The sequence below is a fragment of the Hungatella sp. L36 genome (genome assembly GCF_014288035.1).
The window spans coordinates 121,597-144,923 of the sequence record NZ_JACOPC010000006.1 but is presented as its reverse complement, the minus strand read 5'-3'; the positions used below and the strand labels follow the sequence as shown (position 1 = coordinate 144,923).

The 23,327-nt window shown below is 52.0% G+C and carries 20 protein-coding genes and 1 riboswitch; of the genes, 17 read left to right on the top strand and 3 right to left on the bottom strand.

Annotation, left to right across the window (positions count from 1 at the left end; all coding sequences use genetic code 11):
- Positions 1-45: 45 nt before the first annotated feature.
- Positions 46-1,293, bottom strand: a complete 1,248-nt coding sequence (locus tag H8S80_RS16265; protein WP_002603895.1) for a sensor histidine kinase — start codon at positions 1,291-1,293, stop codon at positions 46-48.
- Positions 1,287-1,964, bottom strand: a complete 678-nt coding sequence (locus H8S80_RS16260) for a response regulator transcription factor (protein ID WP_002603896.1) — start codon at positions 1,962-1,964, stop codon at positions 1,287-1,289. Before H8S80_RS16260 ends, H8S80_RS16265 begins: the two co-directional genes overlap by 7 nt.
- A 321-nt stretch (positions 1,965-2,285) precedes the next feature.
- Between H8S80_RS16260 and H8S80_RS16255 the strand changes: the two genes are divergently transcribed.
- From H8S80_RS16255 to thiW, 10 genes are all read left to right on the top strand, one after another.
- Positions 2,286-3,377, top strand: a complete 1,092-nt coding sequence (locus H8S80_RS16255) for an S-layer homology domain-containing protein (RefSeq protein WP_002603897.1) — start codon at positions 2,286-2,288, stop codon at positions 3,375-3,377.
- A gap of 14 nt (positions 3,378-3,391) precedes the next feature.
- Positions 3,392-5,149 (top strand): efflux RND transporter periplasmic adaptor subunit, encoded by a 1,758-nt coding sequence (locus tag H8S80_RS16250; protein ID WP_117632616.1) that lies wholly within the window; start codon positions 3,392-3,394, stop codon positions 5,147-5,149.
- Entirely contained in the window at positions 5,149-5,874 is a 726-nt protein-coding gene (locus H8S80_RS16245; RefSeq protein ID WP_034533273.1) for an ABC transporter ATP-binding protein, read from the top strand. The genes H8S80_RS16250 and H8S80_RS16245 overlap by 1 nt, the downstream gene beginning before the upstream one ends.
- Positions 5,858-7,036, top strand: coding sequence for an ABC transporter permease (locus H8S80_RS16240; protein WP_029466365.1), 1,179 nt, complete (start codon positions 5,858-5,860; stop codon positions 7,034-7,036). The genes H8S80_RS16245 and H8S80_RS16240 overlap by 17 nt, the downstream gene beginning before the upstream one ends.
- A 112-nt stretch (positions 7,037-7,148) precedes the next feature.
- The gene (locus tag H8S80_RS16235) at positions 7,149-8,141 is read left to right on the top strand and encodes a dipeptidase (RefSeq protein WP_117632617.1); all 993 of its coding nucleotides are present in this window, start codon (positions 7,149-7,151) and stop codon (positions 8,139-8,141) included.
- 108 nt (positions 8,142-8,249) lie between these two features.
- A complete protein-coding gene (locus tag H8S80_RS16230; RefSeq protein WP_002603902.1) occupies positions 8,250-9,905 on the top strand; it encodes a Na/Pi cotransporter family protein in 1,656 nt (551 codons plus the stop codon).
- 9 nt (positions 9,906-9,914) lie between these two features.
- Positions 9,915-10,607 carry a response regulator transcription factor gene (locus H8S80_RS16225; RefSeq protein WP_002603903.1) on the top strand — a complete coding sequence of 231 codons (693 nt, stop codon included), beginning with the start codon at positions 9,915-9,917 and terminating at the stop codon, positions 10,605-10,607.
- A gap of 1 nt (position 10,608) precedes the next feature.
- Positions 10,609-11,997, top strand: coding sequence for a sensor histidine kinase (locus tag H8S80_RS16220; protein ID WP_002603904.1), 1,389 nt, complete (start codon positions 10,609-10,611; stop codon positions 11,995-11,997).
- Between the two features lie 53 nt (positions 11,998-12,050).
- On the top strand, positions 12,051-12,938 hold the full coding sequence (locus tag H8S80_RS16215) for a DegV family protein (RefSeq protein WP_002603905.1): 888 nt from the start codon (positions 12,051-12,053) through the stop codon (positions 12,936-12,938).
- 24 nt (positions 12,939-12,962) lie between these two features.
- A riboswitch (TPP riboswitch) is annotated at positions 12,963-13,070 on the top strand.
- 172 nt (positions 13,071-13,242) lie between these two features.
- The gene (gene thiW, locus H8S80_RS16210; RefSeq protein WP_002603906.1) at positions 13,243-13,755 is read left to right on the top strand and encodes an energy coupling factor transporter S component ThiW; all 513 of its coding nucleotides are present in this window, start codon (positions 13,243-13,245) and stop codon (positions 13,753-13,755) included.
- Between the two features lie 9 nt (positions 13,756-13,764).
- On the opposite strand, the gene H8S80_RS16205 is transcribed toward thiW, so the two are convergent.
- Positions 13,765-14,136 (bottom strand): NusG domain II-containing protein, encoded by a 372-nt coding sequence (locus H8S80_RS16205; protein WP_117632618.1) that lies wholly within the window; start codon positions 14,134-14,136, stop codon positions 13,765-13,767.
- Positions 14,137-14,386: 250 nt separating this feature from the next.
- On the opposite strand from H8S80_RS16205, the gene H8S80_RS16200 reads away from it, so the two are divergent.
- The 7 genes from H8S80_RS16200 to H8S80_RS16170 all read left to right on the top strand — a co-directional run bounded on the left by H8S80_RS16200 (position 14,387) and on the right by H8S80_RS16170 (position 23,264).
- Positions 14,387-16,678 (top strand): FMN-binding protein, encoded by a 2,292-nt coding sequence (locus tag H8S80_RS16200; RefSeq protein WP_117632619.1) that lies wholly within the window; start codon positions 14,387-14,389, stop codon positions 16,676-16,678.
- 275 nt (positions 16,679-16,953) lie between these two features.
- Entirely contained in the window at positions 16,954-17,475 is a 522-nt protein-coding gene (locus H8S80_RS16195; protein ID WP_002603909.1) for a Gx transporter family protein, read from the top strand.
- A gap of 88 nt (positions 17,476-17,563) precedes the next feature.
- Entirely contained in the window at positions 17,564-19,075 is a 1,512-nt protein-coding gene (galT, locus tag H8S80_RS16190; RefSeq protein ID WP_117632620.1) for a UDP-glucose--hexose-1-phosphate uridylyltransferase, read from the top strand.
- 216 nt (positions 19,076-19,291) lie between these two features.
- Entirely contained in the window at positions 19,292-20,155 is an 864-nt protein-coding gene (locus tag H8S80_RS16185) for a YitT family protein (RefSeq protein ID WP_029466355.1), read from the top strand.
- Between the two features lie 170 nt (positions 20,156-20,325).
- Entirely contained in the window at positions 20,326-21,378 is a 1,053-nt protein-coding gene (locus tag H8S80_RS16180; RefSeq protein WP_002603912.1) for an ABC transporter substrate-binding protein, read from the top strand.
- Positions 21,379-21,549: 171 nt separating this feature from the next.
- Positions 21,550-22,464 carry an ABC transporter permease gene (locus H8S80_RS16175; protein ID WP_002603913.1) on the top strand — a complete coding sequence of 305 codons (915 nt, stop codon included), beginning with the start codon at positions 21,550-21,552 and terminating at the stop codon, positions 22,462-22,464.
- A gap of 2 nt (positions 22,465-22,466) precedes the next feature.
- Entirely contained in the window at positions 22,467-23,264 is a 798-nt protein-coding gene (locus H8S80_RS16170; RefSeq protein WP_002603914.1) for an ABC transporter ATP-binding protein, read from the top strand.
- The last annotated feature ends 63 nt before the right edge of the window (positions 23,265-23,327 follow it).

The window sequence follows — 23,327 nt, the reverse complement described above, 5'->3', positions numbered from 1 at the left end:
CAACTCTTGATAACAAGAGTCGTCCCGGGCTGTTTCGTCCCTCTACTAAGGAACCGGAAACATTACCGTAAATGTCGTCCCTTCCTCCAGGCTGCTGGATACGGTGATTTTCCCCTTATGCTGTTCTACGATCGTCCTGGCTATGGAAAGCCCCAGGCCATATCCGCCTTCTTTTCTCACCCGCGATTTGTCCGTGCGGTAAAACCGTTCGAAGATATGCTTCTGATCGGACGGAGGGATAGGCTCTCCCGTATTATTGACGGTCAGCACTGCGTGATGGGGGGAGGACTTCAGGGAGACGGAGACCGTTCCGCGGATGCCGGCGTATTTGCAGGCATTGTCCAGAAGGATTGTAACCACCTGTTTGATCTGGGGCTCGCTGCCGCAGATGTGGATGCCGGGAACGATGTCGTTGTTTAAGGTGACCTTGTTTTCAAATGCCACCGATTCAAAGAGCAGAACACAGTTCAGCACGCTGTCGCTGTAATCAAACTCGGTATTTGCCGTGTGGGTGACTTCCACCGTGCCCGCATCGGAGCGCGCAAGAAAGAGGAGCTCCTCCACCAGCTGTTTCATGCGGGATGCCTCCTCCTTCGTGTTGTCAACCCATTTGATCTGGCTCTTAATGGATGAGTCCTGATGGGAGAGCAGAATTTGTAAATTAGCCAGGATGACCGTGAGCGGCGTTTTCAGTTCGTGGGACGCATCGGCGATAAACTGGTTCTGCTGTTTCCATGCCTGCTCCACCGGCTTTAAGGCCCAGCGGGACAGGAAAATGCTGAGCAGAAGAAACAGGATAGCGGCGATGAAAAACAGCAGGAGGCAGTTAAGGCGCAGTGCCCGGATGTTGTTCAGCTCAAAGCTCTGATCTGCGAACGCAATGGTGATGCTGTCCGGCGTCTCGGAGCGGTTATAGCGAAGGGAGTAGTCTTTTAAGACGCCTCGCGGATCGCCGTTTTCCATGACAAGGTCTGCCAGAGTGGCCGCCATGTCATCGGATACGGAGAGATTGTTTGTGGTTACGTCCGTCACCGTCTGCCCATCCTTTGAAAGGGTGATGACCGCGGTGGGGACGAAGGGCGGCGGCGTATCGTCGGTCCGGCGTCCCGGTTCCACTTTGTTCGGTTTTCCATTGAAGCGGGCCGAATCCTGGGCCTGCATCAGGGCCATCTCGGTCTGGCGTTCCAGCCGCCAGAGATTGGCATGATAAAAATTCCCCAGCACGATGATGAGAATCGTGATGACCAGGGACATGTTGATGATAATGAATTTTCCGCGAAGCTTTTTCAGCATGACGGTTCCTCCAGACGGTACCCCACTTTCCGGACGGTTACGATTTCCACCTTGGAGCTTAAGAAGGAAAGCTTTTTCCGGAGAAAGGAAATGTAGGCTTCCACGTTGTTGTCCTCCGCGTCGGAATCATTTCCCCATACCCTGGAAATCAGCATATCCTTGGAAATGATTTTGCCCGCATTGTTCATGAGCAGTTTCAGTACCTCAAATTCCTTATATCCCAGATGGATGGACTTTCTGCCGCGCACCAGGTCGTTAGTTGAAAGATTCAGGGTCAGATCTCCAAAATGAAGTTCTTCCACGACCACCTCGCCCTGTCTGCGGGAGAGGGCGCGTATCCGTGCCAGCAGCTCTTCCGGGATAAACGGCTTCGTCATATAGTCGTCGGCGCCGCGGTCCAAACCGGTCACCTTGTCGCTTATGTCGTCTCTGGCGGTCAGCATCAGCACCGGCGTCTGGACATGGGCCTTTCGAAGCTTCTTCACCACATCGAATCCATTTTCCCCGGGAAGCATCACATCCAGGACGATGACATCGTATTCGCCCGACAGGCCGCAGTAGAGGCCGTCGGTACCGGTATACACGATGTCCGTGTGATAGTGCTGTTCCTCCATAATCTGTCCCAGCGCGTCGGCCAGTCTCACTTCATCTTCTACGATCAGTATATTCATGAATCATTTCCTTCCTTTTCCGGTATGGCCGAAGCGGCCGGTCCATATCCTTATCAATATTATAAAAGGGGTTTCCTCGTTTGGCAATCCCATTCCTTTTCCAGTATCCGCATTTTATAGATATTATTATAGAAGGAGAAGCTGAAAATAGCCTGAAACCGGCTTTCAGGTTAATTTCAGGTACCCGTGATAGAATGGGACGAATGAAAAAAGGCTGAAAAGGAGTTTCAGGTTAATTTCAGGTTGCTGACACAAAATGAACATAGGCACCTGATAAACTGAAGCAGAACAACAGACAGAGTGCAGAGAGGAGCAAATCGGATGAATGGAAGAAGAATAGCCGCTTCCATGGCGGTGGTTGTAGCGGCCACGGCTGTGATGCCCATAACGGCGGAGGCTTCGACAAATATCGACTTGAGAAAAAAGGTGATCGGAATATCGGGGATCATGAGTGTGACCAACATGGATTCTGCCATTACGAGAGGGGAGTTTGCCAGCATGCTGGTGAACGCGTCTTCCTACAGGAGTACGGTCAGCAGTGTGAGCAATACTTCTGTATTTGCCGATGTACCGCGTGACCATACGTATGCGGCGTCTATCAGGATTGCGGCGGAACAGGGATGGATGACGGGATACTTGGGCGGGAATTTTAAGCCGGATGAGTATGTGACGCTTCAGGAGGCCATCAAGGGAACGCTGGCGCTGCTGGGATATGAAAATACGGATTTTACCGGAGACCAGACCGGGGCCAGGCAGTCCAAATACCATTTCCTGGAGCTCGATGAAAATATGAATAAGAGCCCGGAGGAGGTCCTCATAAAGGAGGACTGCATCAATTTATTCTACAATCTTTTAAAGACCGATACGAAGGCGGGCACCATGTTCGGAAAGAGCCTGGGATGCGAGCTGACCTCCGACGGGGAGATCAATCCGCTTACCATGGTGGACAACAGCCTGAAGGGACCGAAGATCGTAAGGAGCAAGAGCCGCCTTTCCGATTATCTGCCGTTTAAGCTGAGCGCTGCCAGCGTATACCTCGATGGGTCGCCGATCTCCAACAGCAGCGAAGCCATCTCTGCGGCGCTGGAGAATGATAACGGCGTGCTGGTTTACTACCATCCGGTATCCAAAACAGTATGGTTGTATACAGTTGGAAGCGAAAATGAGAACGGGCGTTCCGCAGTATTCGGTGAGATCACAAATGTCATATATAATTCGGCCGATTTGATGACGCCGGACGCCATCATACTGGATGACGGCAATACGTATGAACTGGACAGCACCGAGATGAAGTTTGCATTTTCCACATACGGCGATATGCGGGTGGGAGATACGGTCACTCTGGTCTATTCCGTGACAACGGACAGCAACGGCGACGAGACGCGTACCGTTCTTGATTATATTGAAGACTGACAGGAGAGCCTGAGATGAAGAAAATAAGTTTTGGAAATAAGGCAAAGAATGGAAAAAAGGGCGGCAGGAAGGGGAAAAAGCTTCTTCTGATTCTGATTCTCCTGCTCGTCGTCATCTTGGGAGTTTATGCGGCGGTTCGGATGAAGGCGGAGAAAGCGGCCAGCGCGAACGCGAAAGAGGTCAGGACCGCGACGGTGGAGACGCGCGATATCACCTCGGAGCTGTCGTCATCGGGTACGATCTCTCCGAAGAATACATACGATATTACCTCTCTCGTGGAGGGCGAGGTGATCGCCGCCGATTTTGAAGAGGGAGATCAGGTGGAGGCGGGGCAGATCCTGTATCAGATCGATACCTCATCCATGGAATCCGAGCTGACCAGCGTCAACAATTCTCTGACGAGGGCGCAGGAAAATTACGAGGTCGCCCTGGATGACTATAACACGGCGCTCAGCGATTACAGCGGCAATACCTACAAATCAACAGAGGCGGGCTACATCAAGACTCTGTACATCAAAGAAGGCGATAAAGTGAGCTCCAATACGAAAATCGCCGACATTTACGACGACAAGGTCATGAAGATCAAACTGCCATTTTTGTCCGGGGAAGCGGCTTCCATCGGAGCGGGCAGCGGTGCAACGCTTACGCTGACGGATACGGGAGAGCAGCTGGCGGGAACGGTTACCGCGGTGAGCAACATGGATGTGACGCTGACAGGCGGCCGGATTGTCCGGTATGTCACCATCGAGGTGGCGAATCCAGGCGGCTTAACCACCGATATGGCTGCGACGGCGACGGTGGGAGACTTTATCTGCAGCGCGGAGAGCTCCTTTGAGCCGACGCTGGAGACTGTGATGAACGCTGACATTTCCTCCAGCGTGGAGGTGGGAAAGCTGCTGATCAGCGAGGGCGATTACGTGGGCAAGGGAACCCCTGTTTTCACCATGGAAGCGAAATCGGCGGAGAAACTTCTCCGAACATACAAGGACTCCGTGGAAAAAGCGGAGGAAACGCTGGAATCCGCCAAAAACAAGGTGGACAGTACACAGGATAATTACGATAATTACACGATCACAGCGCCGATCTCCGGTCAGGTGATCACGAAAAATGTAAAGGCAGGCGACAAGGTGGCGAAGAGCACCAGCGGAAGCACGACACTTGCCGTGATATACGATATGTCCGGCTATACCTTTGAGATGTCGGTTGATGAACTGGATGTAAAGGAAGTGGCCGTGGGGCAGAGTGTAGTGATTACCGCAGACGCGGTGAGCGGAAAGACGTTCTCCGGTACGGTGACCAATGTGAGCCTGCAAAGCTCCTACTCCAACGGCGTGACCAACTATCCTGTCACCGTAACCCTAAACGACGGCATGGATGAGCTGCTTCCGGGCATGAATGTGGATGGCGTCATCATCCTCGACCAGGCGTCGGATGTGCTTGCCGTACCGGCCGATGCACTGATGCGCGGCAACAAGGTCTATGTAAAGGACGATACGGTAACGGAGGCGCAGGGAACGGTTCCGGCGGGCTTCCGGGCGGTCGATGTAAAGACAGGGCTGATCAGCGACGATTACGTGGAAATCACGGAAGGCCTGTCCGAGGGTGATGTGGTCTATGTGGCCGAGTCCACGGTGAGCTCGTCATTTAATATGATGGGCGGCATGCAGGGAGGTCCCGGAGACATGGGCGGCGGAGGCGCGCCTGGAGGCGGTAATGGCGGCGGAAACGGCGGCGGAAGAAGCGGCGGAAATAACGGCGGCGGTCCCAGGTAATGGCTGGAGGTAGAGACTTGGAAGAAACATTAATTGAACTGAAGGATATCTATAAGATCTATGAGATGGGCGACGAAGAGGTGAGGGCCAACGACGGCATTTCCCTGACGATCAACCGCGGTGAATTTGTGGCGATCGTAGGGAAATCGGGAAGCGGGAAATCGACGCTGATGAATATCATCGGGGCTCTGGATGTACCCAGCTCCGGCGAATACTTGCTGGGCGGAAAAGACGTGGGGAGTATGACGGACAATCAGCTGGCGGACATCAGAAACCGGATGATCGGCTTCATATTCCAGCAGTACAATCTGCTTCCCAAGCTGAATCTCCTGGAAAATGTGGAGCTGCCGCTTCTCTACGCGGGGGCCAGCAATACGGCCCGCCGCATGCGGGCCATGGCTTCGCTGGAGCGTGTGGGCCTGGCGGAAAAATGGAGGAACCTTCCGAATCAGCTTTCCGGCGGGCAGCAGCAGAGAGTGTCCATCGCCAGGGCTCTGGCGGGAGACCCGTCCCTGATTCTGGCCGATGAGCCGACAGGCGCCCTTGATTCGAAGACGAGCCGCAGCGTTCTGGATTTCTTAAAACAGTTAAACGATGAAGGCAACACCATCGTCATGATTACCCATGACAGCTCCATCGCTATGGAGGCGCGGCGTGTGGTGAGAGTGCATGACGGAAAGATCAACTTTGATGGAGACGTAAATGAATATTCTGCAATCCTTTAAAATGGCAATGAAAAGTATCATGGGCAATAAGATGCGGTCCTTTTTAACCATGCTGGGCATCATCATCGGCGTGGCCTCCGTTATCATCCTGGTAAGCCTTGTCAACGGCCAGATGTCTTACATGACAGAGAGCTTCGCAAGCATGGGGACGAACCAGATTTCAGTCAATGTGACGAATCTTTCCACCCGATCGGTCTCTGTGGATGAGATGTATGAATTCTACGAGGACAACAGAGACTTATTTGCCCAGATGACACCGAATGTGACCGTATCCACGACTGTAAAAAACGGGACGGAGTCATCGACCTCGACAACGGTGTCCGGAGTCAGCGAGGAATACCTGGAGATGAAGGATATGGAGCTGGAGGCCGGCCGGTTTATCCAGTATTCCGATATTGTATCGCGCCAGAAGGTGTGTGTGGTGGGATATTATGTGGCGTGGGATCTGTATGGAGGCGTGGATAAAGCCCTCGATCAGACCATTAAGATCGGAGGAAATGCGTTCCGGATTATCGGCGTGGTGTCGAGACAGGATGACGATGAGCTGGAATCGGGCGGAAGCGATGATTTCGTCTGGATGCCGTACAGCTGTGCTGCGAAGATGACGAGAAACGCCAATATCAGCAGCTACACGTTTGCCACGGCCGATATGAATCATACGGATGAGGCAAAGACGGCGATCGATGATTTCCTCATGGAAATCTTTAAGGATGAGGATTTATACCGGATCACGGCGATGAGCGAGCTTCTGGATTCCCTGAATTCCATGATTGCCATGATGTCCATGCTTCTCGGCGGCATCGCCGGAATTTCCCTGCTGGTGGCGGGCGTGGGAGTTATGAATATCATGCTGGTGTCCGTAACCGAGCGGACCAGGGAGATCGGTATCCGCAAGGCGCTGGGGGCGAAGAAACGGACGATCATGCAGCAGTTCGTCATCGAGGCGGCCGTGACCAGCTCCATCGGCGGCGTGATCGGAATTGTGATCGGATCCGTGGCGACTACGGTCATCGGAACAGCCATGGGAATGAACGCGACGCCGACGCCCAGCGCCGTGGCAGTATCCTTCAGCGTCTCCGTGGGGATCGGGCTGCTGTTCGGATATATGCCGGCAAACCGGGCGGCGAATTTGAATCCGATTGATGCGCTTCGAAGTGAGTAGGAAGGGTTGCAAAATTGGAATAATAGTGATACTATTTGCATAGTTACAGAAGGAGTAGCTCGTTGGGAGTTGCTCCTTTTTGAGAATGAAGACATAGAGGAGTTTAAACAATATGAAGGTTGTGGATATGCACTGTGATACGATTTCGGAGCTATTTTACCGCATGGAGGACGGGAAGGAGCATTCGGTTTGGAAGAATGACTGCCATGTGGATTTGGAGAGGATGGAGAAGGGGGACTACTGTCTCCAGAATTTTGCGATGTTTACGTCGCTGGACAGGTATGAGAAGCCGTTTGAACACTGCATGAAGCTGGTGGATCTATTTTATCAGGAGCTGGAAGAGCATGGTGACCGGATTGGGATTGTGAAAACGTATGAAGATATTGAGGAGAACCGGAGACTGGGGAAAATGTCTGCGCTGCTGACGATCGAGGAAGGCGGCGTCTGCCAGGGAGAAATCGCTTTTTTGAGGAACTTTTACCGATTGGGAGTGCGGATGATGACGCTTACCTGGAATTTTCGGAATGAGCTGGGCTGGCCGAATATAATCCGGATTGAAGGGGACGAGGCGTATTTTGAACCGGATACGGAGCACGGACTGACGGAGACGGGGATCGAATTTGTCAGGGAGATGGAACGGCTGGGGATGATTATGGATGTGTCCCACCTGTCTGACGCGGGGATTATGGATGTATTCCGGTATACGAAGAAACCATTCGTGGCGAGCCACTCCAACGCGAGAACGGTTGCCTCCAATCCAAGAAACTTAACCGATGAGATGCTTAAGATGCTTTCGGAGCGCGGCGGAGTGGCCGGCATCAATTACTGCGCGGACTTTCTGCATGACTGGCAGAGAGGTGAACACGCGGTGAGCCGCGTCGATGACATGATTTTACATATGAAGCATATGAAGAAGATCGGCGGAATTCAGTGTATCGGGCTGGGATCGGATTTCGACGGAATCGGAGGGGAACTGGAGATAAAATCCCCGGAAGACTTGCCGGTGCTGGAGCAGGCCATGAGAAGGGCCGGCTTTACGGAGGAGGAGATCGAGGGCGTGTTCTATAAGAATGTGCTTCGTGTATACAAGGAAATTTTAAAATAAGACAAAATTTTACATAGATTTTACATTCCCGTGCATCATACTTTACATAGATTTGATATAGTGCTTACATAATCAATCAATTTATTTCATGAAAACCGGGAGGGGACTATGTCAATCACTGATTTACAGATGCTGTTTAAATTTATCGGGGGTCTGGGAATGTTTCTCTATGGCATGAATGCCATGGCGGATGGACTGCAGAAATCTGCGGGACACCGGATGCAGCAGCTGTTGGGAGCATTAACGAAGAACCGTCTGATGGGCGTGATTCTTGGAGCGGGTATTACCGCCATTATCCAGAGCAGTTCCGCCACCACGGTCATGGTCGTCGGCTTTGTAAACGCCGGGATTATGAACCTGGGGCAGGCGGTCGGCATCATTATGGGAGCCAATATCGGAACCACGGTGACCAGCTGGATCGTATCCATGAGCGAATGGGGCGAGATGCTGAAACCGGAGTTTTTTGCACCGGCCCTGGTGGGCGTGGGTGCGGTCATGACGCTGTTTTGCAAGAACAGCAAGAAGAAACAGGTGGGAGAAATCCTGGTGGGCTTCGGCGTGCTGTTTATCGGCCTGACCTTTATGTCGGCCTCCATCACTCCGTACCGCGACGCTCCGATATTTGCACAGGCATTTACGGTTCTGGGACGAAATCCGTTTCTCGGTATCCTTGCCGGTGCGGCGGTGACCGGAATTATCCAGAGCTCTTCCGCGTCGGTGGGTATCCTGCAGACGCTGGCGTTAAACGGAATCGTGAACTGGCAGTCCGCCATCTTCATCACGCTGGGCCAAAATATCGGCACTTGCGTGACGGCGCTGATCTCCAGCGTCGGAGCCAATAAGACGGCGAAGCAGGCGGCCGGAATCCACCTTCTGTTTAATACGGTGGGAGCCGTGCTCTTTGGAATCGTGATGTATCTCATCTTTAAACTGAATCCGGTGTTTGCGTCATCGACGATCAGCAGTGTGGAAATCTCGATCTTCCATACCGTATTCAATGTGAGCAATACGATACTCTTATTCCCCTTTGCGGGACTTCTGGTAAAGGCGTCAAGCTTCATGATCAGAGACAGCAAAAAGGGAAAGGAAGAGAAGAAAGGCTCCCAGATGGAGCGCCACCTGGACGAGAGAATTTTAGAGACGCCGTCCTTCGCCATTGAGAATGCGACACAGGAAGTAATCAATATGGGAAAAGCGGCGCTGGAGAATTTTGATATTGCAACCGCGGCCTTACTGGAGGGCAGCAGGGCAGAAGCGGAGCAGGTGGAGAAGCTGGAGGCAAAGATCAACCAGTACGAAAAGATTCTGACCTCCTATCTGGTCAAGATTAACAATCAGTCCCTGAATGAGGAACAGCATCTGCTGGTGAAGAATTTATTCTATACGGTCAGCAACTTTGAACGCGTCAGCGACCACTGTGAGAACCTGTCGGAGCTGGCGGTGGAGAAGGCGGACAAGAATATCGTATTTTCCGTGGAGGCGGCCGGCGAGATGAAGGAAATGATAAAGACGGTGCGTTCTGCACTGGAGCACGCCATCAACGCCAGGGGCGGCGCCGGAATGTCTGAGGTACGGGCCGTGGTGCAGAGCGAGGAGAGCGTGGACATGCTGGAGGAAGAACTGAGGGAACGCCATATTGAGCGTCTGTCCAGCCATAAGTGTACGCCGGAAAACGGCATCGTATTTTTGGAGGCCTTGAGCAACCTGGAACGTATTTCGGATCACGCCCATAACATAGCGGGATTTGTGAGAGATGAGATGTAGGAGGCGCGTATGGAAAGAATCTATGTGGTAGAAGACGACGACAATATCAGGGATTTAATCAGAATCGCCCTGGAGGGCTTTGGGTATAGTGTCTCCGCCTTTGAGATGGCGGAGGACGCCCTCAAAAGCATTGAGACAGACATGCCGGATCTGGCGGTGTTCGACCTGATGCTTCCGGGGATGGACGGCCTGAGTGCGATTAAGAGAATCCGGAAAAATGATGCCCTGGCAGACATGCCTATTATCATTCTGACCGCCAAGGACAGGGAGTTTGACAAGGTGGCGGGACTGGACGGCGGTGCCGATGACTATATGACGAAGCCCTTCGGCGTCATGGAGCTGGCGGCCAGAATCCGGAGTCTGCTCCGCCGCAGGGCGAGAAACCAGAATGAGGAAGAGATTTTAGAGAAATACTGCATCAGTCTGAATAAAAAGACCAGAGAGGTTTTAAGCAGCGGGAAAAAGGTGGAGCTGACTTTAAAAGAATTCGAACTGCTTTTGTACCTTATGGAGAATCAAAGCAAGGTGGTCACCCGGGATGAACTCCTAAATCACATCTGGGGCTACGATTACGACGGAGAGACGAGGACGCTGGATATGCATATCCGAACGCTCCGCCAGAAGCTGGGCGAGGAAGGCGGCTTCTGCATCCGCACGGTGCGCGGCGTGGGCTACCGCTTTGTGAAGACGGAGGAAGGCTGATATGCGGAAGGCCATATTTGTAAAATTTATTCAGGTAATCCTGGCGGCGCTGATCTTAAGCAGCGCCATCTTTTATATAGCAGCCAGCAGCGCGCTCTTAAAGAGCTCCAGAAAGGACATGACCTACACTCTGCGGGCCATCGACAGCGTTCTCGACTATAGCGGGGATTTACAGGGCGAGGTGATGATGCTGGAGGAGACGGTGAATGACAACAGCAGCCGTTTTACGGTCATCAGAAAGGACGGAAGCGTCGCGGCCGATACGGGCGTGGTGGATACTTCTTCTATGGACAATCACCTGGACCGGGAGGAGATTAAGGAAGCACTGGAATCGGGGAGCGGCTCCTCCAGGAGATATTCCGATACGCTGAAGAAAAATATGCTGTACGTGGCTTATGAATCGGATCATTCTGACTATATACTGCGGATGGCGGTACCGTTTACCGGATTTAAGGAGTATTTGATCCTCCTTCTTCCGGCCGTCTGGCTCAGCTTTCTGGTGGCGCTCATCTATTCCGCCTGCTCGGCCGACAGCTTTGCGGCCTCCATCACGAAGCCGCTGAAGGAGATATCGCAGGAGATGCTGAAGGTCAACGGAGACTATACGGAGCTGACCTTTGAGACGTACCAGTATCCGGAAATCAACATTATCGCGGAGACGACGACGGAAATGTCAAAGAATGTCAAGGAGTATTTAAACCAGATCGAACTGGAGCGGCAGATCCGGCAGGAATTCTTCAGCAACGCCTCCCACGAGTTAAAGACGCCGATCACGTCGGTACAGGGCTACGCAGAGCTTCTGGAGAGCGGAATTATTCAGGATGAGGAACAGAAAAAGGACTTCATCCGGCGGATCAAGAAAGAAGCGGTCCACATGACCAGCTTGATCAACGATATCCTGATGATCTCCAGGCTGGAGACGAAGGAGGCCGAGATGGTGTGCCAGGACGTCCGGATGTCCATCGTCCTGGACGACGTGCTGGAATCGCTGAAGCCGCTGGCGGCCTTTCACGAAGTTCTGGTCCACGCGGACTGCAAGCCGCTGTGCATCTACGCCAACGCCCGCCAGATGACGGAGCTTTTAAGCAATCTGCTCAGCAACGCCATAAAATACAACAAACCGGGCGGAGAGGTCTGGGTGACCATCACTGAAGAAGACAAGGAAATGATCATACGGGTAAGGGACAACGGCATGGGAATTCCAAAGGAATCCCTGGGGCGTATCTTCGAGCGGTTCTACCGGGTGGACAAGGGACGAAGCCGCAAACAGGGCGGAACGGGCCTGGGATTATCCATTGTAAAGCACATTGCAGGTTATTATCACGGAACGATTACGGTACAGTCTGAACTGGAGGCAGGGACAGAATTTACGGTAAAGATTCCAATTTGACGAATTTTGTGATAGAATGTAAAAGGCTAATCACAAAAGGAGGTGTGCGGAGTATGAATCAATTTGTATTAACATGCTGTTCCACGGCAGATATGAAGAAAACGTATTTTGACGAACGTCAGATTCCCTATGTCTGCTTCCACTACTTAATGGACGGGGTGTCCTACCCGGATGATTTGGGACAGAGCATGCCGTTTGATGAGTTTTACAACAGGATTTCAAAAGGCGCCATGCCGACTACATCACAGGTCAACGTGGCTGAGTTCCATGATTTTTTTGGAGCTATATTAGAGGAGGGAAAGGATATTCTCCATATCAGCCTTTCCTCCGGCATTTCAGGAACCTATAATTCCGCCTGCAGCGCGGTGGAAGAGCTGAAGGAGGAGTATCCGGACCGGAAGATTCTGGTGGTGGACTCCCTGGGGGCTTCTTCCGGCTACGGACTGCTGGTGGACGCGGCCGCGGATTTACGCGACCAGGGCCTTTCTCTGGACGAGGCGTACCGGATCACGATGGAGCGGAGACTTCACGTGCATCACTGGTTCTTTTCCACGGATTTAACCAGCTTCAAGCGGGGCGGCCGTATTTCGGCGACCTCGGCCATGCTGGGGACCGTATTAAACATATGCCCGCTGATGAACATGGATCATGAGGGACATTTGATTCCCCGCCATAAGATCAGGACAAAGAAAAAGGCGATGCAGGAAGCGGTCCGGATGATGGAAGAGCACGCCGATGGAAAGAACGGGTACAATGGGAAGTGCTTCATTTCCTGTTCAGCCTGCGAAGACGACGCGAGGGCCGTGGCCGATCTGGTGGAGGCGCGTTTTCCGGAGCTGGACGGCAGAGTGCTGATCAACAGCATCGGAACCGTCATCGGAGCCCATACGGGGCCGGGAACCGTGGCTCTGTTTTTCTTCGGTGACGAAAGAAAGGATTGACAAAAAAAGCAGGCAGTGATAGACTGACATACAACAGGGAGCTCGTGCGGCGGGCTGAGAGGAAGTGCTCAAACTTCGACCTATTACCTGATTTGGATAATGCCAACGTAGGGAAATATGAGATGACAGGGATATTTGCCGCCCATACCAGACGTTTGGTATGGGCGCTTTTTTTGTTTCATGGGAAAGTTTGTCCTATGAAACAAAAAAAATCCGGGGGCCGCTGAAGCGGCCGCGCTCCGGCGCACGAGTCCGGCTTGCCGGACTCTTTGTATGTGACAAAAAAACACAGGAGGAACTGAAGATGAAATTCAATGTTAAGAAACTGGTAGTGAGCGGCATGCTGACCGCTCTGGCGGTGGCGCTGTCCACCTTTTCCGTGCCGATCGGGGCGTCGAAATGTTTCCCGATTCAGCACATGGTAAACGTCATGGCAGGCGTATTTCTGGGGCCGGTCTACGGTGTGGCCATCGCTTTCTGCACGTCGCTCATCAGAAACCTGATGGGTACGGGAAGCCTTCTTGCATTTCCGGGAAGCATGGTGGGGGCGCTGCTCTGCGGACTGGCCTACCGCTGGACCGGAAAACTGACCGCCGCCTATGCGGCCGAGATCATCGGCACCGGTATAATCGGAGCGACGCTCTGTTATCCGGTTGCGGCGATTCTTATGGGAAAAGAGGTCGCCCTGTTTTTCTATGTAGCGCCGTTTTTGATGAGCACGCTGTGCGGAACGGCCATCGCGGCGATTCTGATCGGCGTTCTCTGCCGTTCCGGCGCGTTTGGATACTTAAAACGCCAGGTTGCGGCAAAAGAATAGGCGGAGAAATTATTCTCCGCCGGTAATACGGGCGATCATGCGGTTGGGAAGGCAGATGATGGCTTCCCCGGTCCGCCGGATCGTCCCCTGGTTGACACAGACCTTATCCGGGCAGCTGGCCTCGGTGACGTGTACCGTTCCGTCTTTGATGACGACGTGGTTCGTCCCGTCGTTCCAGCCTTCGACGGTGAGCTCTGTGTCTTTATTTAAATCAAGGGTTTCAATCACAGTTCCATCCACCGATATTTCGACTCTCATAGGTGGTTTTGAAAAAATAATCCGCGTGCCCGCATAAAGAAGCGCGGAAACTGCTAAAATAACAAGGATCAGAACGAGTTCCTTCTTCTTTTTTCCGATATGTTTATTCTCTGCACTCATCATTTTCTTTCCTGTTCTTCGTACTTTCGAGCAATACTGTGTTGAATTAGCATAATAAAGTACCAAATTCCTACATATTTTTCCAATTCTCCAGCAATTACCCTTCATAGTATAACACAATTTCCAGAATTATACATGAAGTTATAAAAATTTTATAAAATAATCAAAATCATTAAAAAAAGCATTGCTTGAATCGTTAAGAATATGTTAAAATAAAAACAAAGTAGTAAATCGTACATTTCAGGAGGAAATCATGAATAAAGGCAGTATGGATACGAAGAAAAAGGGACTGATCGGGCTGGGTGCGCTGGTGGTTCTGGCGGGAGCAACAATACTCGGATCCGATCCGCTTTACAAAGCAATTGACGATATGGCACGTCCGGCGATCTACACGGCGGGAACGTACACGGCGTCTGCCCGCGGATACGGCGGACCCGTTACCGTAACGGTTAAGGTTTCCACAAAGGCGATCGAATCGATCGATGTAGTGGGAGAGAAAGAGACACTTCTGGATCAGGTAGTACCATCCCTTCCGGATGCAATTATTGGAAAACAGACGCTGGATATGGATGCGGTTTCAGGCGCCACACTCAGCAGCAACGCGATCATTAAAGCGGTGGAAAAGGCACTTGCCGAAGCCAGAGGCGAAGCCGTGGAAGAAGAGACAACAAAGGCAGAGGAAACAGCGACTGGCTGGAATGACGGTACATATTCCTATGAATCCCCTGAATTCGATGACAACGGATACAAGGATCAGGTGAATATGACCATCAAGGACGGCAAGATCACGGCGCTTTCCTGGGACTGTGTTGATAAAGACGGAAAACTGAAGAGCAATCTCTCCATGGATGGCCAGTACGTGATGACGGAAGACGGCCCGAAGTGGTATGAGCAGGCGGATGCAGTCGTGCAATACGTGCTGGATCATCAGTCTCTGGACGGTCTGATCAATGAAGAAGGCTATACCGACACGGTAGCTTCCGTGAGCATTAACTTATATGGATTTGTTAATGGTGTGAAGGACTGCCTGAAGCAGGCGGCCGGAGAAGCAGGAACAAAGGCCGGTTGGAACGACGGATCTTACTCTTATGAGGCGCCGGAGTTCGACAGCAACGGATACAAGGATCAGGTAGCCATGACTATCAAGGGCGGCAAGATCACCTCTCTTACGTGGGACTGTGTGGATAAGGACGGAAAGAAAAAGAGCAACTTATCCATGAACGGCGAGTATGTGATGACGGAGGATGGCCCGAAGTGGCACGAGCAGGCGGACGCGGTCGTGAAATACGTGCTGGATAACCAGTCTCTGGACGGTCTGATCAATGCAGATGGCTACACCGATACGGTAGCTTCCGTGAGCATTAACTTATACGGATTTGTAAACGGTGTGAAGGACTGTCTGAAGCAGGCAGCCGGAGAAGCCGGAACGAAGGCTGGATGGAACGACGGGTCTTACACGTATGAGGCGCCGGAATTTGACAGCAACGGATATAAAGACCAGGTAGCCATGACCATCAAGGGCGGTAAGATCACAGCTCTTACCTGGGACTGCGTGGATAAGGACGGAAAGCTGAAGAGCAACTTATCCATGAACGGCGAGTATGTGATGACGGAGGACGGCCCGAAGTGGCATGAGCAGGCGGATGCGGTCGTGAAATACGTGCTGGATAACCAGTCTCTCGATAACTTAATCGACGCGGATGGCTATACCGATACGGTGGCGTCTGTAAGCATCAACCTGTACGGATTTGTAAACGGAGTGAAGGACTGCCTGCGTCAGGCATCTTCGGAAAACGCGGCAAAGAGCAGCTGGAACGACGGATCCTTCTCCTATGAGGCGCCGGAGTTCGACAGCAACGGATACAAGGATCAGGTTTCCATGACCGTGAAGGATGGAAAGATCACGGCTCTCACCTGGGACTGCGTGGATAAAGACGGAAAGAAAAAGAGCAATCTCTCCATGGACGGCGAGTACGTCATGACGGAGGACGGCCCGAAGTGGCATGAGCAGGCGGATGCAGTCGTAAAATACGTGCTGGAGAACCAGTCGCTCGACGGCCTGATCAATGAGGACGGCTATACCGATACGGTGGCTTCCGTGAGCATCAACTTATACGGCTTTGCCGGTGGCGTGGAGGACTGTCTGCGCCAGTCCTCGGAAGGCGGTACAGCGGCGGCTTCCGTGAACGCGGTAAAGGATGGAAGCTACTCCTACGAATCTCCGGAATTTGATGGCAACGGCTATAAGGATCAGGTTGCCATGACGATACAGAACGGAAAGATCACGGCCCTCACCTGGGACTGTGTGGATAAGGACGGAAAGAAAAAGAGCAGCTTATCCATGAACGGCGAGTACGTGATGACAGAAGACGGCCCGAAGTGGCATGAACAGGCGGAATCGGTTGTGGCCTACGTGCTGGAGAACCAGTCTCTGGACGGTCTGATCAATGAAGATGGCTATACCGATACCATCGCCTCCGTAAGCATTAATTTATACGGATTTACAGGCGGTGTGGAAGACTGTTTGAAGCAGGCTTCCAAGTAAGCAGTGATGTGTGATTAGTATTTTAGTTACTGCTCACTCCGTGACCAGCAACACGCTGCGCGATGCACACAAACTGCAAAAACGCAGTTTGGCGCTGGCCCCCTCGGGTTTTCTGTGACTTCCGCTACGCTGCACTCACAAAAAACACCTCGCACTGGTTGGCCAGTGAACAGTAATGAATTTTAACAATTGCCGGACTTTTCGAAGTCTGGCAATTGTATTTTATACCGGAAATATGGTAAGATGGTAGGCGGAACAAAAAAGGAGGTAAGACTATGACAGGAAAGACGGAACAAAGCCCCGCCCATAAGACGGCGCTCTACGGCATGCTGATTGCGCTTGCCTTCGTGTTAAGCTTCGTAGAGACGCTGATCCCCATTTCCCTTGGGGTACCGGGTGTGAAGCTGGGGCTGGCCAATCTGGTGACGGTCGTGGGCCTCTATACGGTCGGGATCGGCGGAACCGTGGCCGTCTCCATGATTCGTATCGTGCTGGTGGCGTTTACCTTTGGTAATGTGTTCAGCATGATGTACAGCCTCGGCGGCTGGGCCTTAAGCATTCTGCTGATGATCCTGTGCAAAAAGCGGGAATGGTTCAGCTCTGTGGGAATCAGCGTCATCGGCGGCGTGGGCCATAACATCGGCCAGCTGTGTGTGGCGGCGCTGGTGGTAAAGCAGGCGGGAGTCTTCGTTTATCTGCCCGTGCTTCTGATTGCAGGTACGGCCGCCGGCCTCGTGATCGGCCTGGTCGGAGGGATGATCGTGGAACGGCTTCCCCGTTTTATAAAAAAATTATAGGAAAAACAAAGGATATCGTATTGTTTTACGCGTCCCCTCAAGTTATAATAGAGGGAACACAGTCATGAAGAAAACAGGAGGGATTGGGATGATTTATGAGGCAATAAAGAAACTGGTGCAGTACGGGTTGGATACAGGACTGATTACGGAGGTTGATAAGATCTATGCCACGAACCAGATTCTTGACGTGATGCGGATGGACGAGTATGAAGAACCGGAAGGTGAGTCAGGTGAGACCGATTTGGAATCCGTTTTAAAGGAATTGCTGGATTATGCCCATGAGACGGGAGTTATGCCGGAGGACAGCATTACATACCGGGATTTATTCGATACAAAACTGATGAACTGCCTGATGCCGAGACCGGGTGAGATCGAGAAGAAATTCTGGGAGATCTATGATGGAGAGTCACCGGAGGCAGCCACGGATTACTATTATAAACTGAGCCAGGATTCAGACTATATCAGACGGTACCGCATCAAAAAGGATATGAGATGGGTGACGCCCACGAAGTACGGCGATCTAGATATTACCGTCAACTTATCCAAGCCTGAGAAGGACCCGAAGGCCATTGCGGCCGCTAAGCTGGCAAAGCAGAGCGGTTATCCCAAATGCCAGCTCTGTATGGAGAACGAGGGATACGCAGGCAGAACGAATCATCCCGCCCGGAACAACCACCGGATCATTCGTTTAAAAATTAACGACAGCAGGTGGGGCTTTCAGTATTCCCCATACGTATATTATAACGAGCACTGTATCGTGTTTAACGGACAGCACATTCCCATGAAGATCGAGAAGAACACCTTTGTCAAGCTGTTCGATTTCGTCAGGCTGTTCCCCCACTACTTCCTGGGCTCCAACGCGGATCTGCCGATTGTGGGCGGTTCTATCCTGTCTCATGACCATTTCCAGGGCGGCAACTATACCTTCGCCATGGCGAAGGCGCCGATCGAGAAGTATTACCAGATGGAGGAGTTTCCGGGTGTGGAAGCCGGCATCGTGAAATGGCCGATGGCTGTTTTGAGAACCCGCAGCAAGAATCCGGACGACTTAATCCGGCTGGGAGACCGGGTATTGCAGGCGTGGAGAGGCTATACGGACGAGGAAGCGTTTATTTTCGCAGAGACTGACGGGGAACCGCATAATACAATTACTCCAATTGCCAGGAAAAAGGGAGAGATGTACGAGCTGGACCTGGTGCTCCGGAACAATATTACGACGGAGGAGTATCCCTTAGGCGTATACCATCCTCATCAGGAGCTTCATCACATCAAGAAGGAGAACATCGGCCTGATCGAGGTGATGGGACTGGCCGTCCTTCCTTCCAGACTGAAGGCCGAGCTAAGCCTTTTGGCCGAGTATATTCTGGAGAAAAAGGATATCCGCAGCAACGAGATGATCGAGAAGCACGCGGACTGGGTAGAAGAATTCCTGCCCCAGTATCCGGAGATCACGAAGGATACGATTGACGGGATTTTAAAGAAGGAAGTAGGCCTTGTATTCGAGCGCGTCCTTGAGGATGCGGGCGTCTACAAGTGCGACGGAGAGGGCAGGGAAGCGTTCGGACGTTTCCTCCACAGTACCGGCTTTCTGGAAGCATAAAGTGGTTTTTGCAGGCTGGCCCTGCCACAGACATATTGTTGTGGCAGGGTCAGCCTGTTTGGTGTTTGTAATTGTAATACGATTGCGCTATATTCTATTGGGAATAAGAGGCGTGCCTCTCATTTACTAGCAGGGAGCGCTCTCCGTTTTCGGGAGCACTCGCGTGATAAAAGGGGGACCGGCTGGAAGAAAAGGCCGGGGCTGACAGACGAAGTCATGAAACAGATTGAAAACAAAACACTCAGAACACTGGTGGAGTATGGGATCATAACGGGCAGTATCTGGATTATGGTCATCGGAATTTATTTTTTCAAATTCCCGAATAATTTTGCTTTCGGAGGTGTCACGGGTTTTGCCACGGTAGTGAGCGCGATGACCCACTGGTCGGCAAGTGAATTTACGACCATCGTCAACATGGCGCTTTTAGTGACAGGTTTTATTTTTTTAGGGCGTGGATTTGGCGTGAAGACGGTGTACGCCAGCATCCTGATGTCATTTACCCTTTCATTTTTAGAACGGACGTGTCCGATGGTCCGTCCGCTGACCAATGAGCCTCTTCTGGAATTGATCTTTGCGATATTTCTTCCGGGAGTCGGTTCGGCGATCCTGTTTCATATCGGCGCATCCAGCGGCGGAACCGATATTCTCGCGATGATTTTGAAAAAGTATACGAGCTACAACATCGGCACGGTGCTGCTTGTCGTGGACATGGCTGCGGTGATCATGGCGTTCTTTGTGTTCGGGCCGGAGACGGGACTGTTCTCTTCCCTCGGACTTATGGCGAAATCGCTGGTCATCGACGATGTGATCGAGAATATCAACCTATGCAAGTGCTTCAGCATCATCTGTGACGATCCGGGACCGATCTGCGACTATATTATCAACGGCCTGAACCGGAGCGCGACGGTGTACGAGGCGCAGGGAGCGTTTACCCATCACCGGAAGACGGTGGTTCTGACCACTATGAAGCGTTCCCAGGCGTTAAAACTCAGAAATTATATCCGGCGTGTGGAGCCGAGTGCATTTATCCTGATTTCCAATTCCAGTGAAATTATTGGAAATGGATTTTTAGCAGGGTAAAAAGTGATAAAACCATTTCTCTGTTTTCGGCATTTTTAACAAAAATCCACTTTAATGCTTTAAACACACATAATTTTAAAGCAATGAAATTGACGGGGTGGATTTTTTGTAGTATGATACCAATTAAGTTCAGATCGAACGAGATTTGTGAAGAAGAGGAGAGATTGGTTATGAAAAAAACAGCAAAAGTGGCATCACTCATCCTGGCAGGCGCTATGATGATGTCTTTAACGGCATGTGGGAGCAAGCCGGCGGAGACAACCGCGGCACCAGAGACAACGACAGCAGAGGCGGCTTCCTCCGCAGCTGACACGAAGGCAGAAGAGACGACAGCAGAAGCGGCCGGGACGGACGACGGCAAGCAGTTTAAGATCGGTGTTCTTCAGCTGGTGCAGCATTCCGCGCTGGACGCGGCAAACAAGGGATTTATCCAGGCGCTCGATGACGCCGGACTTAATTATACGGTAGACCAGCAGAACGCCTCCGGCGATCAGCCGACCTGCCAGACCATCGCCAGCAAGCTGGTGAATGACGGCGACGACTTAATCCTTGCGATCGCGACTCCGGCTGCACAGGCAGTGGCAGGTGCGACAACGGATATCCCGATTCTCCTTACGGCGGTTACTGACCCGGCCGAGTCTGATTTAGTAGAGAGCAACGATGTTCCGGGCGGTAATGTCAGCGGTACTTCCGATTTGACTCCCGTAAAGGAGCAGGTCGATTTATTAAAGCAGATTCTTCCGGATGCACAGACCATTGGCGTACTTTACTGCTCAGCAGAGTCCAATTCTGAGATTCAGGCGAAGATGGCGAGAGAAGCTATTGAGGCGAAGGGCATGAAGGCCGTTGATTATACGGTATCGAACTCCAATGAACTTCAGACTGTAGTTACCTCCATGGTAGGCAATGTGGATGCGATTTACGCGCCTACAGACAACACCATTGCTGCAGGGATGGCGACGGTTGCTATGGTTGCGAGTGACAACGGAATCCCGGTTATCTGCGGAGAAGAGGGCATGGTGAACGCAGGCGGCCTGGCTACATACGGAATCGACTACTTCCAGCTTGGTTACTTAACCGGCCAGCAGGCTGTCAGAATCCTGACAGAAGGCGCTGATATCTCTCAGATGCCCATCGAATACCTGCCGGCAGACAAGTGCAATCTGACTGTAAACGAAGATACGGCGGCAGCGCTTGGGATCGACGTTTCCGGGCTCAAATAAAAGAATATTTATGAACAGGCAGATGCCAGCGGCGGCAGGCATCTGTCTGTTTCTACATAAATGCTTTACATAAAGAATGCGGAAGTGTATTCTTTATGTAAGGCATTTATGAGCGTTATCACAGATGCTTAAGGTAATGCCAGAAAGATAAAGATGCGGAGGAATGGTTGAATGAACGGTTTACTGGTATCCCTTCAGGATGCGGTAGTACAGGGAGTCTTATGGGGAATTATGGTACTGGGTGTCTACATCACCTACAAGCTTTTGGACATTGCCGATTTGACGGTGGATGGAAGCTTTGCCTTGGGCGGCTGTGTCTGCGCCGTCATGGTATTGAACAGGGGGATGGACCCCTGGGCCGCACTGATTGTGGCGGCAGCAGCCGGCATGGTGGCAGGAGCGGTGACAGGATTCTTACATACAGTGTTTGAGATACCGGCGATTCTCGCGGGAATTTTGACGCAGATCGGACTGTGGTCCATCAATCTGCGGATCATGGGCGGCAAGAGCAATGTGCCTCTGTTAAAGACCGACACGATTTTCTCCAGGATCATCGGATGGACAGGGATTAATAAACAGGTCGCTTCCCTTCTCCTGGGAGTCGGAGTTGCGATCGTGATGATCGCCTTTCTGTACTGGTTCTTCGGTACGGAGATCGGGAGCGCCATGCGTGCGACCGGCAACAACGAGGCCATGATCCGGGCGCAGGGCGTGAATACGAACTGGACCAAGCTGCTGGCGCTGACTATCAGCAACGGGCTTGTAGGCTTATCCGGCGGACTCGTATGCCAGAGCCAGAAGTATGCGGACATCGGCATGGGAACCGGCGCCATCGTCATCGGCCTGGCGGCCATCGTCATCGGCGATGTGCTCATGGGACGCCTTCGATCCTTCGGCAGCAAGCTGACCTCGGCTGTGGTAGGCTCTGTCATTTACTTCGTCATCCGCGCGGTGGTACTGAGGATGGGTATGAATGCCAACGATATGAAGCTGCTTTCCGCGGTGATCGTGGCGGTTGCCCTCTGTGTCCCTGTCGTGGTGAGAAAATGGCGGCTTAAGAAGGCTTACACGGAAGGGGGAGAATAATTATGCTGGATATTCAGAATGTCAGAAAGACTTTTAATAAGAATACGATCAACGAGAAAAAAGCGTTAAACGGCATTAACCTTCATCTGGACGAAGGTGATTTTGTGACGGTTATCGGCGGCAACGGCGCGGGGAAATCCACGATGCTCAACATGATCGCGGGGGTATACCCTATCGACTCCGGCAAGATCGAGATCGACGGCGTCAATATTTCCAGGGAACCGGAGTATAAGCGCGCCCGCTACATCGGCAGAGTCTTCCAGGATCCCATGATGGGAACGGCGGCAGGCATGGAGATTCAGGAGAACATGGCTCTCGCATTCCGGCGGGGCAAGACGCGCGGCCTGGGCTGGGGAATCAAGGCCAACGAGAAGGATTTCTACCACGATGCCTTATTGAAGCTGGGACTGGGACTCCAGACCCGCATGACCAACAAGGTAGGTCTGTTGTCCGGTGGTCAGAGACAGGCGCTGACGCTTCTGATGGCGACGCTTCAGAAACCGAAGCTGCTTCTGCTTGACGAGCACACCGCGGCCCTGGATCCGAAGACGGCGAAAAAGGTGCTGGAGATCACGCAGGAGATCGTGGAAGAGCAGAATCTGACGACTCTGATGATCACCCACAACATGAAGGACGCCATCTCCATCGGCAACCGCCTCATCATGATGCATGAAGGCCGCATTATCTATGACATTTCAGGGGAAGAGAAGAGGAGCTTGGAGGTGGAAGACCTCTTAAAGAAATTCGAGGAAGCAAGCGGCGAAGAGTTTGCAAATGACCGCATGATCCTGGCGAAGTAGCATCGTATACATATTTGTGTCACAGAATCGTTACATAATCTTAATAATTATTTATTCTTTCTA